Source organism: Streptomyces griseicoloratus (assembly GCF_014534645.1).
Classification (GTDB): domain Bacteria; phylum Actinomycetota; class Actinomycetes; order Streptomycetales; family Streptomycetaceae; genus Streptomyces; species Streptomyces griseicoloratus.
The window spans coordinates 42,590-57,396 of sequence record NZ_JACVQF010000053.1; the positions used below are offsets into that span (position 1 = coordinate 42,590).

15 protein-coding genes are annotated in these 14,807 nt (G+C 73.9%); 8 read left to right on the forward strand and 7 right to left on the reverse strand.

Annotated features, from left to right (window positions below):
• The first annotated feature begins 61 nt into the window (after window positions 1–61).
• Complete coding sequence (gene eda / locus H0H10_RS01800; protein WP_188178998.1) at window positions 62–721, forward strand: bifunctional 4-hydroxy-2-oxoglutarate aldolase/2-dehydro-3-deoxy-phosphogluconate aldolase; 660 nt, start codon at window positions 62–64, stop codon at window positions 719–721.
• Here eda and H0H10_RS01805 read toward each other — a convergent pair.
• From H0H10_RS01805 to H0H10_RS01815, 3 genes are read right to left on the reverse strand one after another with little or no spacing between them, the layout of a single operon-like run.
• The gene (locus H0H10_RS01805; protein ID WP_188178999.1) at window positions 696–2,066 is read right to left on the reverse strand and encodes a bifunctional RNase H/acid phosphatase; all 1,371 of its coding nucleotides are present in this window, start codon (window positions 2,064–2,066) and stop codon (window positions 696–698) included. The genes eda and H0H10_RS01805 overlap by 26 nt on opposite strands.
• 12 nt (window positions 2,067–2,078) lie before the next feature.
• Complete coding sequence (locus H0H10_RS01810) at window positions 2,079–2,822, reverse strand: zinc ribbon domain-containing protein (RefSeq protein WP_188179021.1); 744 nt, start codon at window positions 2,820–2,822, stop codon at window positions 2,079–2,081.
• Window positions 2,819–3,670 (reverse strand): Nif3-like dinuclear metal center hexameric protein, encoded by an 852-nt coding sequence (locus H0H10_RS01815; RefSeq protein ID WP_188179000.1) that lies wholly within the window; start codon window positions 3,668–3,670, stop codon window positions 2,819–2,821. Before H0H10_RS01815 ends, H0H10_RS01810 begins: the two co-directional genes overlap by 4 nt.
• Before the next feature lie 187 nt (window positions 3,671–3,857).
• On the opposite strand from H0H10_RS01815, the gene H0H10_RS01820 reads away from it, so the two are divergent.
• Both H0H10_RS01820 and H0H10_RS01825 read left to right on the forward strand, forming a co-directional pair.
• Window positions 3,858–5,048: a hypothetical protein gene (locus H0H10_RS01820; RefSeq protein WP_188179001.1), complete on the forward strand. Its 1,191-nt coding sequence runs from the start codon at window positions 3,858–3,860 to the stop codon at window positions 5,046–5,048.
• Window positions 5,049–5,145: 97 nt separating this feature from the next.
• Window positions 5,146–5,313, forward strand: a complete 168-nt coding sequence (locus H0H10_RS01825) for a hypothetical protein (RefSeq protein ID WP_188179002.1) — start codon at window positions 5,146–5,148, stop codon at window positions 5,311–5,313.
• A gap of 135 nt (window positions 5,314–5,448) precedes the next feature.
• Here the strand turns inward: H0H10_RS01825 and chsH3 are convergent, their stop codons facing one another.
• A complete protein-coding gene (gene chsH3 / locus H0H10_RS01830; protein ID WP_188179003.1) occupies window positions 5,449–6,309 on the reverse strand; it encodes an enoyl-CoA hydratase ChsH3 in 861 nt (286 codons plus the stop codon).
• A gap of 295 nt (window positions 6,310–6,604) precedes the next feature.
• On the opposite strand from chsH3, the gene H0H10_RS01835 reads away from it, so the two are divergent.
• From H0H10_RS01835 to H0H10_RS01855, 5 genes are all read left to right on the forward strand, one after another.
• Window positions 6,605–8,344, forward strand: coding sequence for an MFS transporter (locus H0H10_RS01835; RefSeq protein WP_188179004.1), 1,740 nt, complete (start codon window positions 6,605–6,607; stop codon window positions 8,342–8,344).
• Window positions 8,345–8,469: 125 nt separating this feature from the next.
• Entirely contained in the window at window positions 8,470–9,120 is a 651-nt protein-coding gene (locus tag H0H10_RS01840; protein WP_188179005.1) for a class I SAM-dependent methyltransferase, read from the forward strand.
• A gap of 23 nt (window positions 9,121–9,143) precedes the next feature.
• Window positions 9,144–10,127: an N-acetylmuramoyl-L-alanine amidase gene (locus H0H10_RS01845; protein ID WP_188179006.1), complete on the forward strand. Its 984-nt coding sequence runs from the start codon at window positions 9,144–9,146 to the stop codon at window positions 10,125–10,127.
• Window positions 10,128–10,285: 158 nt separating this feature from the next.
• Window positions 10,286–11,122 carry a DUF5336 domain-containing protein gene (locus H0H10_RS01850; RefSeq protein WP_188179007.1) on the forward strand — a complete coding sequence of 279 codons (837 nt, stop codon included), beginning with the start codon at window positions 10,286–10,288 and terminating at the stop codon, window positions 11,120–11,122.
• A 100-nt stretch (window positions 11,123–11,222) separates the two neighbouring features.
• Window positions 11,223–11,516: a hypothetical protein gene (locus H0H10_RS01855; protein ID WP_188179008.1), complete on the forward strand. Its 294-nt coding sequence runs from the start codon at window positions 11,223–11,225 to the stop codon at window positions 11,514–11,516.
• An 18-nt stretch (window positions 11,517–11,534) separates the two neighbouring features.
• Here H0H10_RS01855 and H0H10_RS01860 read toward each other — a convergent pair whose 3' ends face one another.
• From H0H10_RS01860 to H0H10_RS01870, 3 genes are read right to left on the reverse strand one after another with little or no spacing between them, the layout of a single operon-like run.
• Window positions 11,535–12,614, reverse strand: a complete 1,080-nt coding sequence (locus H0H10_RS01860; RefSeq protein ID WP_188179009.1) for a prenyltransferase/squalene oxidase repeat-containing protein — start codon at window positions 12,612–12,614, stop codon at window positions 11,535–11,537.
• The gene (locus H0H10_RS01865; protein ID WP_188179010.1) at window positions 12,611–13,345 is read right to left on the reverse strand and encodes a class I SAM-dependent methyltransferase; all 735 of its coding nucleotides are present in this window, start codon (window positions 13,343–13,345) and stop codon (window positions 12,611–12,613) included. Before H0H10_RS01865 ends, H0H10_RS01860 begins: the two co-directional genes overlap by 4 nt.
• Window positions 13,339–14,736 (reverse strand): glycosyltransferase family 4 protein, encoded by a 1,398-nt coding sequence (locus H0H10_RS01870; RefSeq protein ID WP_188179011.1) that lies wholly within the window; start codon window positions 14,734–14,736, stop codon window positions 13,339–13,341. Before H0H10_RS01870 ends, H0H10_RS01865 begins: the two co-directional genes overlap by 7 nt.
• Window positions 14,737–14,807: the final 71 nt, after the last annotated feature.

Sequence of the window (14,807 nt, forward strand, 5' to 3'; positions counted from 1 at the left end):
TGCCATTGCAGTATGTGCAATGGGCTTTGCGCATGCTGCTTTCCGTGGGCACGATGAGGTCATGACCTCACCGCTGCCCTCCCCCACCCCTGCCTCGGTACTGGATCTCGCGCCCGTCGTGCCCGTCGTGGTCGTCGAGGACGCCGCCGACGCCGTACCGCTCGCCCGGGCGCTCGCCGCCGGCGGGCTGCCCGCGATCGAGGTGACCCTGCGGACGCCGGCCGCGGTCGACGCGATCCGGGCCGTCGCCCGCGAGGTGCCGGACGCGGTGGTCGGCGCGGGGACGCTGATCACGCCGGAGCAGGTCACCGAGGTCGTCGCGGCCGGGGCGCGGTTCCTGGTCAGCCCGGGGTGGACGGACGCGCTGCTGGCGGCGATGCGGGCGTCCGGGGTGCCGTTCCTGCCGGGGGTGTCGACCACGTCGGAGGTCGTGGCGCTGCTGGAGCGCGGGGTGCGCGAGATGAAGTTCTTCCCGGCCGAGGCCGCGGGCGGCACCGCCTACCTCAAGGCCCTGGCCGCCCCGCTGCCGCAGGCCCGTTTCTGCCCGACCGGCGGCATCGGCCCGGCCTCCGCACCGGAGTACCTGGCCCTGCCCAACGTCGGCTGTGTCGGCGGCAGCTGGATGCTGCCGAAGGACGCCGTCGCCGACCGCGACTGGGGGCGCGTGGAGGCGCTGGCCCGTGAGGCGGCCGCGCTCAGCGCAGGTGCGACGTGTCGTTGAACAGCCGGACGCTCGCGCCGCCGTCCGCGTAGTACGCCACCGCCGACAGCGACGCCGCCGACAGCTCCATGCGGAACAGCGACTCGGGCGGGGCGCCGAGGGCGAGCTGTATGAACGTCTTGATCGGCGTCACGTGGGACACCAGCAGGACGGTACGGCCCGCGTGGGCCGCGACCAGCTTGTCGCGGGTGGCGGCGATGCGGGCGCCGGTCGCCGTGAAGCTCTCGCCTCCGCCCGTCGGCTCGGCGTCCGGGGAGGCCAGCCAGGCGTTCAGGTCGTCGGGGTAGCGCTCGCGCACCTCGGCGAAGGTGAGCCCTTCCCACGCGCCGAAGTCCGTCTCGCGCAGGCCGTCCTCGACCGTCACCTCCAGGCCCAGGCGGGCGGCGACGACGGCGGCGGTCTCGCGGGTACGGGCCAGGGGCGAGGACACGATCGCCTGGATGGTGCCGCGCCGGGCGAGGCTCGCGGCGACCTTCTCGGCCTGCTCCCGGCCGACGGCCGACAGCGCCGGGTCGCTGCCGCCGCTCCCGGAGAACCGCTTCTGCGGGGTCAGCGGCGTCTCCCCGTGCCGGAGCAGTACGAAGGTGGCCGGGGCGCCCATGTCCGGCGGCCCCCATCCGGGCGAGGCCACGGCCTTCGCGGCCCGGACATCGGCTTCGGCACGGGCGGGCGGGGTGGTGGCGGTCCCGGATGCAGTTGCGGTCCCGGAAGCGGGTGCGGTCCCGGAAGCGGGTGCGGCGGCACGGGCGGCGGTCTGCCCGGCGGCACCGGCAGCAGTCCGCCCGGCGGCACCGGCGGACGGCCCCACGGCACCGGCGGCGTCACCGACCGACCCGGCGGCCTCGCCCGCGGACGCGGACGCCCGGCTGCCGACCCCCGCGGAGCGCACCCCGGCGTCCAGTTCCGCCGTCGACGACGACGGCGACCACGGCTCGCCCCGGCTCCCCGCGTCCATCGCCTCGTTGGCCAGCCGGTCGGCGTGCTTGTTGTCGGCGCGCGGGATCCACTCGTACGTCACCCGGTCCGGGGGGAAGACGCGCCCCGCCTCGGCCGCGAGCGGCTTCATGTCGGGGTGCTTGATCTTCCAGCGGCCCGACATCTGCTCGACGACGAGCTTGGAGTCCATCCGGACGCGGACGGTCGCCGACGGATCCAGCTCGTGCGCCGCGCGCAGGCCGGCGAGCAGGCCCCGGTACTCGGCCACGTTGTTCGTGACGACGCCCAGGTACTCGGCGGTCTCGACCAGGGTCTCCCCGGTCGCCGCGTCCAGCACCACCGCCCCGTAGCCGGCGGGCCCGGGGTTGCCCCGCGACCCGCCGTCGGCCTCGACGACGAACTCCCGCACCGCAGGGACCCCCTACAGCCCGGAGTCGGAGGTGCGCACCAGGATGCGGCGGCAGTTCTCGCACCGCACCACGGTGTCCGGCGCCGCCGAGCGGATCTCGCTCAGCTCGGTGATCGCCAGCTCCTGGCGGCACCCCTGGCAGGTCCGCTGGTACAGCTTGGCGGCGCCGATGCCGCCCTGCTGCTCGCGCAGCTTGTCGTAGAGCTTCAGCAGGTCGGCGGGGACCGAGGCGGCGACGACCTCGCGCTCCTTGGTGACCGACGCCGTCTCGGCGTCGATCTCCTCGAAGGCCGCGTTCCGGCGCGCGGTGGCGTCGTCGATCTTCGCCTGCACGGAGGCGACCCGCTCGGTCAGCTCGCCGACCCGCTCCTGCGCGGACTCGCGGCGCTCCATCACCTCCAGGACGACGTCCTCCAGGTCGCCCTGCCGCTTGGCGAGGGAGGCGATCTCGCGCTGGAGGTTCTCCAGGTCCTTCGGGGAGGTGACGGCGCCGGAGTCCAGGCGCTGCTGGTCGCGGGCCGCCCGCTGGCGCACCTGGTCCACGTCCTGCTCGGCCTTGGTCTGCTCGCGGGCGCAGTCGCTCTCCTCGGTCTGCGCGGCCACCAGGAGGTCGCGCAGCTGCGTGTGGTCCTTGGTCAGCGACTCGATCTCGGCGTGCTCGGGCAGGGACTTCCGCCGGTGCGCGAGCTGCTGCAGGCGGACGTCGAGGTCCTGGACGTCGAGGAGGCGGATCTGGTCGGCGGGCGCGGCGTTCAGTTGGGGGCTCCTGCGGTCGTGTCGGGGGACGCCGCGTGGGCGGTCCAGGGGTCGGTGACCGTCTTCGAGACGTGGACCCTGAGGTCCCATCCGTTGCGGTCGGAGATCTCGTCGAGCTGGGCTGCGGCCAGCTCGCACCAGGGCCATTCGGTGGCCCAGTGCGCCGCGTCGAGCAGCGCGAGGGGGCTGTGGGCGCGGGCCTCGGAGGCGGGGTGGTGGCGCAGGTCCGCGGTGAGGAAGGCGTCGACGCCGGCCGCCCGTACGTGGTCGAAGAGGCCGTCGCCGGAGCCGCCGCTGACGGCGACCGTGCGGACGGACGCCTCGGGGTCGCCGGCCACACGGATGCCCTGCGCGGTGGCGGGCAGCCGCTCGGCGGCGCGGGCGGCGAACTCGCGGACGGTCAGCGGGTGGTCCAGCTCGCACACGCGGCCGAGGCCGCGGCGCCCGTCGGGGTCCGCGGGGTCCGGTACGAGGGGCCGTACGACCCGCAGGTCGAGCGCGCCGGCCAGGGCGTCGCTGACGCCGGGGTCGGCGGTGTCGGCGTTGGTGTGGGCGACGTGCAGCGCGATGTCGTTCTTGATGAGCGTGTGCACCACGCGGCCCTTGAAGGTGGAGGCGGCGACCGTCGTCGTCCCCCGCAGGTAGAGCGGGTGGTGGGTCACGAGCAGGTCGGCGCCGAGCTTCACGGCCTCGTCGACGATCTCCTGCACGGGGTCGACGGCGAACAGGACCCGGGAGACCTCCTGGCCGGGGTCGCCCACGACGGTGCCGACCGCGTCCCAGGACTCGGCCCGCTCGGCGGGCCACAGGTTCTCCAGCGCGGCGATGACTTCTGACAGACGGGGCACGGATGCAAGGCTACCTGGCTGTTCTGCGCCGTTGTACCGCCGCGGCCGTCCCGGTCCCGCGCAGCACAATCCCCTCCCTTCCCTCAGGCGAATCGTTCCTGTGCCACTCATACGTGTGATGGGGACCGCCGCCGCTCCGCCGCCCGGGCGTACGAAAACTAGCTTCGTCACCGGAGGTGACCGAACGATGACGGTCTGTGCCATCGAACCTTCGGCGGACCACGCGGACGACGGGACGCCGCGGGCGGGCTGCACCATCGCCGCGGAGGGCGCCTACGCCGCGCGCCTCGCCCTCAGCGGCGACTGCCGGTACCCCGAGCGCTGGACCCTGGACGGCCCCGAGCCGTACGCGGTGCCGCTGCCCGGCAACCAGCCCGAGCAGCCCGGAACCGAGGTGCATCCCATGGGCGACGGACGGGTCCTCGTCCACCGGGTCGCGGCCGGACGCCACCTGTTCTCCCTCCTCTACCCGACCGGTCCCGGCACCGGCGAGCTGCCGCTCGGCGCGGTCGAGTGCCCGGACGGCGCCACCCGGCTGCGGCTGCTGCCGCCGGCCCCGGGCGGCGAGCGGGCGTACGCCCTGGCCGTCGGCCCGCGCTCGACGACCCTGTGGCAGGTGGCGGGCGGCGCCTTCGGGCCCGAGTACCTCGCGGAGATCCCCGGCCGCTGCTCGGGCGGGGTCTGGCTGGACCGCGCGGGACGGATGCTGGCCGTGGACCGGGAGACCGGCGGGCGCACCAAGGCGATCGTGGTGGACCTGGAGCGGGGCGGCGAGGTGTCGCCGCTGCTGCAGATCGCCGCCGACAGCGACGACCGGGTGCTGCTCGCCGACCCGGACAGCGGGCTGCTGCTGATCCGCTCGGACGCGCCGTCGCCGGGCCGGGACCGGCTGGGCTGGGGGGTGCTGGGCAGCACGCTGCCGGTGCGTTTCCCGGAGTGCCTGCGGCTGCCGGAGTGCACCGTCACGCCGTTCGCGATCCAGCCCGGCCAGGTGCTGACGCCCGAGCGCTGTGCGGTGGCGCTGCGCTTCGACGGTTCCTTCGGAAGCTGGATCGGTGTGTGGCGGCCCGCCGAGCGGCAGGTGCACCATCTCCCGGCGCCCGAGGGGTGGCTGGCGGGCGCCGGGCTGTGGACGGTGGACGGGGAGCTGCGTCTGCCGTACGCCACCGCCGAGTCGCCGTGCGGACTGGCGCGGCTGACGGCACCCGCCATGGACGAGGAGACGAGGGCGGCGAAGGGGGGGTCACCGGACGGACCGGCACAGCGGGCCCCGCGGGTCCCCCTGGAGCCGCCGGCCCCTGCGGCCCCTCCGGCGCCCGCCGCGCCGCGCCCGGTGCCGCTGCAGGAGGCGCCATTGGCACGGCTTGTAACGAACTAGTGCCGGTTGGCGTGGCCGCCTGGATTCGGCCCGAGGTGTGCCGGTTACACTCGCCCGGCTGTAGGAAAGATCATGTTGACGGGGTGAATTCCTTCCGATGAGCGACGCCAGCACGACCCAGCCGATGCAGGCCGACGGTGCCGACGTTCAGGAGACCGCCACCGGCCACGGCCGGCACCGCGGCCCGGTCTCCACCCAGGACGGCGCGGCCGTACCGCGCGGCCGCCACCGCAAGCCGGCCGAGGAGGCCGAAACGGCGGCCTGACGGCCCATCAAGAAGCAAGCGGCTCCGGCCCCGTTCGTCACACCGATGAGCGGGGCCGTTGTCGTTCACCCGTCGTCGTTCAGGCGTTGCCGTCCATCCGTCGTCGTTCACGCGTTGCCGTCCACCCGTTGTCGTTCACCCGTACCGGACGACGGTGTCGGCGAGCACGGCGGCGTCCGCGCGCTCGACGGCGCCGACGGTCACCCGCACGGTCCCGGCCTCCGGCCGCCACATGCACACCCGCAGGGTCTCCCCCGGGTACACGACCCCGGCGAAACGGGCGCGGTAGTCGCGCACCCGGCCCACCTCGCCGTCGAGCAGCGTGTCGACGACCGCCTTGAGCGTGCTGCCGTAGGTGCACAGCCCGTGCAGGACGGGCCGGTCGAACCCGGCGCGGGCGGCGAAGTCGGGGTCCGCGTGCAGCGGGTTCCAGTCGCCGCAGAGCCGGTACAGCAGCGCCTGGTCCTCCCGGACGGCCCGCTCGACGACGGCGTCGGGCTCGCCCTCCGGGTCCGCGGCGCGGCCGGACGGCCCGCGCTCCCCGCCCCAGCCGCCCTCCCCCCGTACGTAGATCTCGGCGTCGTCGGTCCACAGCGGGCCGTCGGCGTCGGTGACCTCGGTGCGCAGCACGAGGACGGCCGCCTTGCCCTTGTCGTACACGGCGACGACGCGCGAGAGAGCGGTCGCCCGGCCCGACACCGGGACGGGCCGGTGCACCCGCAGCCGCTGCCCTCCGTGCAGGACGCGGGCCAGGTCGACGTCGACCCCGGGGCTGTCCAGGGCGCCGATCACCCCCGGGGCGCCGCCGCCCGCGACGGTGGCGAAGCTCGGCAGGACGTGCAGCCGGGACTCCAAGGTGTAGCGCAGCTCCCGGGGATCGGTGGCGGGCACGCCGGCGCCGATGCCGAGGTGGTAGAGGAGCACGTCCTTCCGGTCCCAGGCGATCTCACGGGAGCGGGGCGCGGCGGCGAGCGCCTCGGCTGCGTCGATGGGCATGGCTTCTCCTGTCGGGGGCGGTGGGGGGCGCGGCCGCTCGGAGCCCGTGCGCCGAACGTCGTGCTCTCGGCCCGGTCGCGCCCTTGCGTCGGGGTTCCGTCGCCCGCACCGTAGGCCGAAGGCTCTTGTTCTCCCCAAGAGAAGGTCACGTTTTCGTTAGGGACTCGAAACAACGGAATAGTTGCCCCGGCACACGGGGTTCAGCCTGCACGTATCCGGCATCCATGCATCACGTACTCCCGCATCCATGCATCCGTACCGACTCGCTGACTCCCCGGCCCGGAGGCCCCACGCAATGACCCACACGACGACCGACGAACCCACCCGGAGTGCGAGCGGGGCCACCGTCCCGGTGCTCGCCTTCGCGGGCATCGTCGTCGCGGTGATGCAGACCCTGCTCGTCCCGGTCATCAAGGACCTGCCCCAACTCCTGGACACCACACCCAGCAACGCCACCTGGGTCCTGACCTCCACCCTCCTGTCGGGAGCCGTGGCCACGCCGATCATGGGCCGCCTCGGCGACCTCTACGGCAAGCGGCGCATGCTGATATCCAGCCTGGCCGTGATGGTGGCCGGCGCGCTGGTGAGCGCGTTCACCGACGCCCTGCTCCCCATGATCGTCGGCCGTACCCTCCAGGGCTTCGCGATGGGCGCGATACCGCTCGGCATCGGCCTGATGCGTGACATGCTGCCCCGCGAACGGCTCGGCTCGGCGATGGCGCTGATGAGCTCCTCGATCGGCGTCGGCGGCGGCCTCGCGCTGCCCGCCGCCGCACTGGTCGCCCAGCACACCGACTGGCACGCCCTGTTCTACGGTGCCGCCGGTCTCGGCGTCGTGGCGATCGCCCTGACCCTCCTCGTCGTACCGGAGTCACCGCTGCGCGCGAAGGGCTCCTTCGACCTGCCGGGCGCCCTCGGCCTGTCGGCGGGCCTGGTCCTCTTCCTGCTGCCGATCACCAAGGGCAGTGACTGGGGCTGGTCGTCGGCCACCACCCTCGGCCTGTTCGCCGCGGCCGTCGTGGTCCTCGTCCTGTGGGGCCTGATGGAGCTGCGCCTGAAGGCCCCGCTGGTCGACCTGCGCACCACGGCCCGCCGCGAGGTCCTCCTCACCAACCTGGCCTCGATCATGGTCGGCGTCTCCTTCTACGTCGTCTCCCTCGTCCTGCCCCAGCTCCTCCAGCTGCCCTCCGCCACCGGCTACGGCCTCGGCCAGTCGATGGTGGTCGCCGGCCTGTGCGTGGCCCCGCTGGGTCTGACGATGATGTTCACGGCCCCCGTGTACGCCCGTCTGTCGGCCCGCTACGGACCCCGGACGACCCTGATCATCGGGCTGCTGGTCATCGCGGTCGGCTACGCCGGCGGGCTCGGCCTGATGGACGCCGCCTGGCAGACCGTCATCACCTCGGTGATGCTCGGCGCCGGCATCGGCCTCGCGTACTCCTCCCTGCCCGCGCTGATCGTCGGTGCGGTGCCGGCCTCGGAGACGGGCGCGGCCAACGGCCTCAACACCCTGATGCGGTCCATCGGGACGTCGGTGTCGAGCGCCGTCATCGGCATGGTGCTGGCGAACACGGCGAACGACGTCGGCGGGGTGGCCGTCCCCACCATGCACGGCTTCCGCGTCTCCTTCCTGATCGCCACCGCCGCGGTCGCCGTCGGCCTGCTCCTGGCCTTCTTCCTCCCGAGCCGGCGCCCCCGGGCGACCACGCAGCTGCGCGCGAGCAGCGAGGAGGACGCGAACCTGGCCCGTGCCGAGGAGGCGCTGCGCGGCTTCAGGGGCCGGGTGCTGTCCGCCGACGGCGCTCCCGTGGCCCGTGCCAAGGTCACCCTGATCGACCGCCACGGTCGGCAGGCGGGCGCGACCCTCTCCGCGGACGACGGCTCCTACGCCCTCGCCGTCCCCGCCGAGGGTGCGTACGTCCTGGCCGCCCGCGCGCCGGGCCACGGCCCGCTCGCCCACGCGGCGACGCACGCGGGCGACGACCGCCCGGTCGACGTGGACCTGGCCCTGCCGGGCGAGACGGTCTCGGCCTGACCCCCCGGCGTCAGCCAGCCCGCACCCCCTGTCGCACGACGCGGCAGGGGGTGCGGCAGCATGGGCGCCTGCACGGACGTACCACCCAGCACGAAGCACCAGCACGTACCACCGAAGGGACCTCCATGACCGCGGCGCCCCCGCCCGAGATCCTTGCCGCCTTCGAGGCCGCGAAGGGGTTCATGCCCACGCACGAGGGCCTGGCCCTGTACGCGGCGGCGGTGGAGGCGGGCGGGCTCGGGCTGCCGCTCCTGGAGGTCGGCAGCTACTGCGGGCGCTCCACGCTCCTGCTCGCCGACGCGGCCCGCCGGGCCGGCGTCACCGCGCTCACCGTCGACCACCACCGGGGCAGCGAGGAGCAGCAGCCCGGCTGGGACTACCACGACCCGGAGACCGTCGACCCCGAACTCGGCGTGATGGACACCCTCCCCGCCTTCCGCCGCACCCTGCACCGGGCCGGCCTGGAGGAGCACGTGGTGGCGCTGGTCGGCCGCTCACCGCAGGTGGCGGCGGTCTGGAACTCCCCGCTGGCCCTGGTCTTCGTCGACGGCGGCCACACCGACGAGCACGCGAACGCCGACTACGAGGGCTGGGCCCCGCACGTCGCCGAGGGCGGCCTGCTGGTCATCCACGACGTCTTCCCGGACCCGGCGGACGAGTTCACGGGCCAGGCCCCGTACCGCGTCTACCTCCGGGCCCTCGCGTCCGGCGCGTTCACCGAGGTCTCGGTGACCGACTCGCTGCGCGTCCTGCGGCGAACGGACGCGGGGATCTGAGGGGCGCGGTTAGAGTCGCAGACGTGTCGTACACAGGCCCGGAGTTCGATCCGCCGCAGTCCCACCGCCCCCGGTCGCGCCGCGTGCTGACCGTGGCGCTGGCCGCGCTCGTGCCCGGGGCGCTGCTCGGGTGGGGGGTCTACGCGGCGGTCGGCGGCCCGGGTGACGGTGACGGCCCGGACCGGGCGGGCGGTGCGCGGCCTTCGCCGGTGCCGTCCTCCAGCCGTCCCGCCGCCTCCGCCGACGACGCCAAGACGCCCACCGGCGCGTCGCCTTCGGCCACCGCCGGGAAGCCGTCCGCGTCCCCGTCGACGTCCGCGCCCGCCGCCTCGGGCCCCCTCAAGGGGAAGGTCGTCGTCATCGACCCGGGGCACAATCCCGGCAACTTCCAGCACCCCTCCCAGATCAACCGCAGGGTGAACATCGGGACGAACTGGAAGGAGTGCGACACCACGGGCACGTCCACCAACGCGGGCTGGCCCGAGGCGAAGTTCACCCTGGACGTGGCCCACCGGCTGCGCACCCTCCTGGAGCGGCAGGGCGCCACGGTGAAGCTGACGCAGGACGGCGACCGGCCCTACGGGCCCTGCGTGGACGAGCGCGCGCGGATCGGCAACGAGGCGCGCGCGGACGCCGCGGTCTCGATCCACGCCGACGGCTCGGGGGCCGGCAACCGGGGCTTCCACGTCATCCTGCCGGGCGCGGTGCACGCCGGCGCCGCGGACACCCGGGCCATCGTCGCCCCCTCCGCCGACCTCGGCGAGCGCATCGCCGGCAACTTCGTCCGCGTGACCGGCAGCGCGCCCTCGAACTACATCGGCGGCGGCACCGGTCTCGTCACACGCGAGGACCTGGGCGGTCTCAATCTGTCAACGGTTCCCAAGGTGTTCATCGAGTGCGGGAACATGCGCGATAGCAAGGACGCGGCGCTGCTGACCAGCGGCGCCTGGCGGCAGAAAGCGGCGCAAGGGATCTCTGAGGGAATCGTGAGTTTCCTGCGCGGGTAGCGATCGGCGTGCTGATCCCGGCGGACAGCCTGATCGTACGGACGGTACTGTCGTCCGTACGATGAGGGGCCACCCCCGCGCTTCACACCGGGGCCTGACGGCGACATGGTGACAGCGACGCCTCTACCGACGACGAGACGACCTACGAAGGACCTGAAGTGAATATCCGCTCCCTCACTCGAGGCGACGGCGCGGTGATCGGAGCAGCGGTGTTGCTGTTCATCGCGTCGTTCCTCGACATCTACTCGATCGACGGTGCCTCGGACAGCGCCGACATCCCCAGCCTGTGGGGCAGCGGGCCGGTCGTGCTCGGTGTCGTGCTGGCGGGCATCATCGGCGCCGCGCTCGTCGTCGTGGCCCGGGGGCTGCCGCAGCCGCGCAAGGTCGCCGGTCTCGACCTCGGCCAGTTCGGCGTCGCCTTCACGGTCTTCGCCGCCTGGTGCGCGCTCGGCAACATCTTCGACCCGGCCGGTGCATTCGACAACGACGGCGGCCTCGACAACTTCGGCGCCGGCACGGGCCTGATCCTCGCCCTCATCGCCACGCTGGTCATGGCCGCCGCCGCCGTCGCCACGCCCCTGGTCCCGGCGCTCAAGGGCGCGCTGCTCCCCGCTCCCCGTCCGGCCGCTCCGCAGCCCTACGGCGCCCAGCCGCAGGGCGGTTACGGCTACCCGGGCGCGCAGCAGCCGTCGTACGGCGGTCAGCCCGGCCAGCCCGGTCAGCCCGGTCAGCCGTACGGGGGCCAGCCGCAGCCGGCCCAGCAGCCCCAGCCGCAGGCGCAGGCGCAGCCGGCCGGGGACTTCTCGCCGTTCTGGTTCGCCGTGCCGGTGCCGCGTCCGCTGTTCGCGGAGGACGGCTCGCCCACGCCGATCGCCGAACTCGCGCCGGGCACCTGGTACCTGGCCGTCGAGCAGCGCGGTGCCGCCCTGGTCGCGCAGACGCAGGACGGCCGCCGCGGTGTGCTCCAGGACACCTCGGGCATCCAGCGCGGCTGACCGCGCTCGCCTGCCAACGGCCCCTCGCCCCAAGGACTTCGGTCCCGCGGGCGAGGGGCCGTCGTGGTTTCAAGCCGGTTTCCGGGGCCAGACGGTAAGCATGTCCCCTCGATATCGCACTGGTTCCCACTCCGCCGGGACGGTCGTCGCGGTGATCGCGGACATCGCGGCCGTCATCCTCGGACTGTGGATCCTCATGTACCTGCTGGAAGCCAACCGGGCCAACGACCTGGTGCGGTTCGTCCACGACGCGGCCGACTGGCTGGCCGGCTGGTCGCGTGACCTGTTCACGTTCGACGAGGCATGGGCCCGCGTCGTGGCCGGCTACGGACTGGCGGCGGTCGTCTACCTGTTCGTCGGCCACGCCATCGCGGGCCGCCTGCACCGGCACTGAGCGGCGCGCCGGACGCGTTCAGACGCAGCAGTCGGGGTCGAGTCCCCTCGGCAGGCGGTCGCCGCCGAAGACCTGGCAGGTCGCCTCGTGACCGCCGAGCGCGGCGACGGCGAGGAGCAGGGAGCCGGCCGTCCAGGTGGTCAGCTCGCGCGGCCAGACGGCGTCGTCGTCGAAGACGTAACCCGTCCAGTACAGGCCGCTGTCGGCGTCCCGCAGGTGCTGGATCGACTGCAGGACGTCCAGCGCGCGGTCGGACTCGCCCACCGCCCACAGGGTGAGCGCCAGTTCGGCCGACTCGCCGCCCGTCACCCACGGGTTGGGCACGACGCAGCGCACGCCGAGGCCGGGGACCACGAAGCGGTCCCAGCTCTCCTCGATGCGGGACCTGGCCTCCGTGCCGGTCAGCGCGCCGCCCAGCACCGGGTAGTACCAGTCCATCGAGTAGCGGCCCTTGTCCAGGAACCGCTCCGGGTGGCGCCGGATGGCGTGCCGCAGCGCGCCGGCCGCCAGCTCCCAGTCCGGCTGCGGCTCCTCGCGCTGCTCGGCGATGGCGAGGGCGCAGCGCAGCGCGTGGTGGACGGAGGAACTGCCGGTCAGCAGCGCGTCGGTGGTGCGGGTGCCGTCGTCGCCCTGCCGCCAGCCGATCTGGCCGCCGGGCTGCTGCAGGCGCAGCACGAACTCGATCGCGCCGACGACGACCGGCCACATGCGGTCCAGGAACGTGTCGTCGCCGGTGGCGAGGTAGTGGTGCCAGACGCCCACGGCCACGTAGGCGACGAAGTTGGTCTCCCGGCCGCGGTCGGTGACGTCGTCGTAGGCGCCGTCGGCGTAGGCCGCGTACCAGGAGCCGTCCGGGTTCTGGTGCCGGGCCAGCCAGGCGTAGGCACGCTCGGCGGCCTCGTGCTCGCCGGCCGCGTCCAGGGCCATCGCGGCCTCGACGTGGTCCCAGGGGTCGAGGTGGTGCCCCCGGAACCAGGGGATCGCGCCGTCCTGGCGCTGCACGGCGAGGATGCCGCGGACGGTCGCGGCGGCCTGCCCGGCGGTGAGGACCCCGGGCAGGACCAGGTGTTCCGTGCGGGGAGTGCGGGACGTGGTCACGCGGCGTCCACCGGCGGCAGGTGCGGCTTGGTCGCGTACGCCACGAAGCTCTTGCCGATCAGCGGGTTCAGGGCCTGCTCGGCAACCCTGGTCGCCAGCGGCTTCTTCATGATGTCCCAGACCAGCAGCTTGTGGTACGCCCGTACCGGCAGCGCCTTGTCGTTGTCGACGCCGAAGGCGCACTTCAGCCACCAGTACGGCGAGTGCAGGGCGTGCGCGTGGTGGGTGCCGTACGGCCTGAGGCCCGCCTCGCGGATCTTCGCGAGCAGTTCGTCGGCCTTGTAGATGCGGATGTGCCCGCCCTCGACCTCGTGGTAGGCGTCGGACAGGGCCCAGCAGACCTTCTCCGGGCCGTAGCGCGGCACGGTGATCGCGATGCGCCCGCCGGGCTTGAGGACGCGGACCATCTCGGCGAGCACGCCCTTGTCGTCGGGGATGTGCTCCATCACCTCGGAGATGATGACGACGTCGAAGGACTCGTCGGGGAAGGGCAGGGCGAGGGCGTCGCCCTCCATGGCGGTGGCGGTGGCGCCGGCCGGTGCCTCGCCGGCCTCCTTCATCGCCGCGAACCACTTCGCGACCTCGCGGATCTCCTCCCCGTTCTGGTCCAGCGCCACGACCTGCGCGCCGCGCCGGTAGCACTCGAAGGCGTGCCGGCCGGCGCCGCAGCCGAGGTCCAGGACGCGGTCGCCCGGGGCGAGCGGGAACCGGGAGAAGTCGACGGTCAGCACGTGGCCCTGCTTTCGGGGTAGACGCCGGTGTCACTGGTCGGGGTCGGGAGGACGGCTCTCGGGGCGGTCGCCGGGTGGCCGACGGCCTCGCGGTAGCGGGCCACGGTTCCCTCGGCGGCGCGGGCCCAGGTGAAGTGCCGCAGCACCCGTTCGCGTCCGGCCGCCCCGAGTCTCGCCCGCAGCTCCGGGTCGCCGAGCAGCCGTCCGAGTCCGGCGGCCAGCGCCCCGGCGTCGCCCGGCGGCACGGCCAGGCACGTCTCCCCGTCGCGTCCGGCGACCTCCGGGATCGCCCCGCCGGTGGTGGCCAGCAGCGGCGTGCCGGTCGCCATGGCCTCGGCGGCCGGCAGCGAGAACCCCTCGTACAGCGACGGCACACAGGCGACCTCGGCCGAGCGCACGAGGTCGACCAGTTCGGCGTCCGAGATGCCCTTGACGAACTCGACGGCGCCTTCGAGGCCGTAGCGCTCCATCGCCTGGGCGACGGGACCCTCGGAGGGGCGCTTGCCGACGACGACGAGGTGGGCGTCGGGGTGCTCGGTGCGCACCTTCGCCAGCGCCTCGACGAGGAAGACCAGGCCCTTGAGCGGCACGTCGGCGCTGGAGGTCGTCACGATCCGGCCCGGCACCTGCGGAACCGACGCGTCGGGTGAGAACAGGTCGGTGTCGGCGCCGATGTGGACGACGTGGATGCGGTCCGGCCGGACGCCGAGGTGGTCGACGATCTCCTGGCGCGAGGTGCCGGAGACGGTGAGCACGGACGGCAGGCGGCGCGCGACGCGCTTCTGCATGCGCGTGAACGCGTACCAGCGGCGCACGGAGTAGCGCCGCTGCCAGGTCTCGGCGGCGTCCAGCTCCAACTGCCGGTCCACGGTGATGGGGTGGTGGATGGTGGTGACCAGGGGAGCGCCGACGTCGCCCAACAGCCCGTAGCCGAGGGTCTGGTTGTCGTGGACGACGTCGAAGTCGCCGCGGCGGGCGCGCAGATGGCGGCGGGCGCGCAGCGAGAACGTCAGCGGCTCGGGGAAGCCGCCGGTCCACATGGTGGCGACCTCCAGCGCGTCGATCCAGTCGCGGTACTCGTCGCGCCCCGGGGTGCGGAACGGGTCGGGCTGGCGGTAGAGGTCGAGGCTGGGCAGCTCGGTGAGGGCCGGGCCGCCGAGGGCGGCTCCGTCGGCGGGGCCGACGACGTCGAGGACCGGGTAGGGCTGGGCGCCGATGACCTCGACCCGGTGGCCGAGGCGGGCCAGTTCGCGCGAGAGGTGGCGGACGTAGACGCCCTGGCCGCCGCAGAACGGGTTTCCCTTGTAGGTGAGGAGTGCGATGCGGAGCGGTCGCAAGCCGTCGGCGGCGGGTTCCTGACGGGGACCCGCCTGACTGGCCTCAGCGGTCACTCTGGGCCCCCTTCTCACTGCGCTGCCCCGCGAGACTACGCCGGGACGATAATCTAGAACAAGTTACAGAC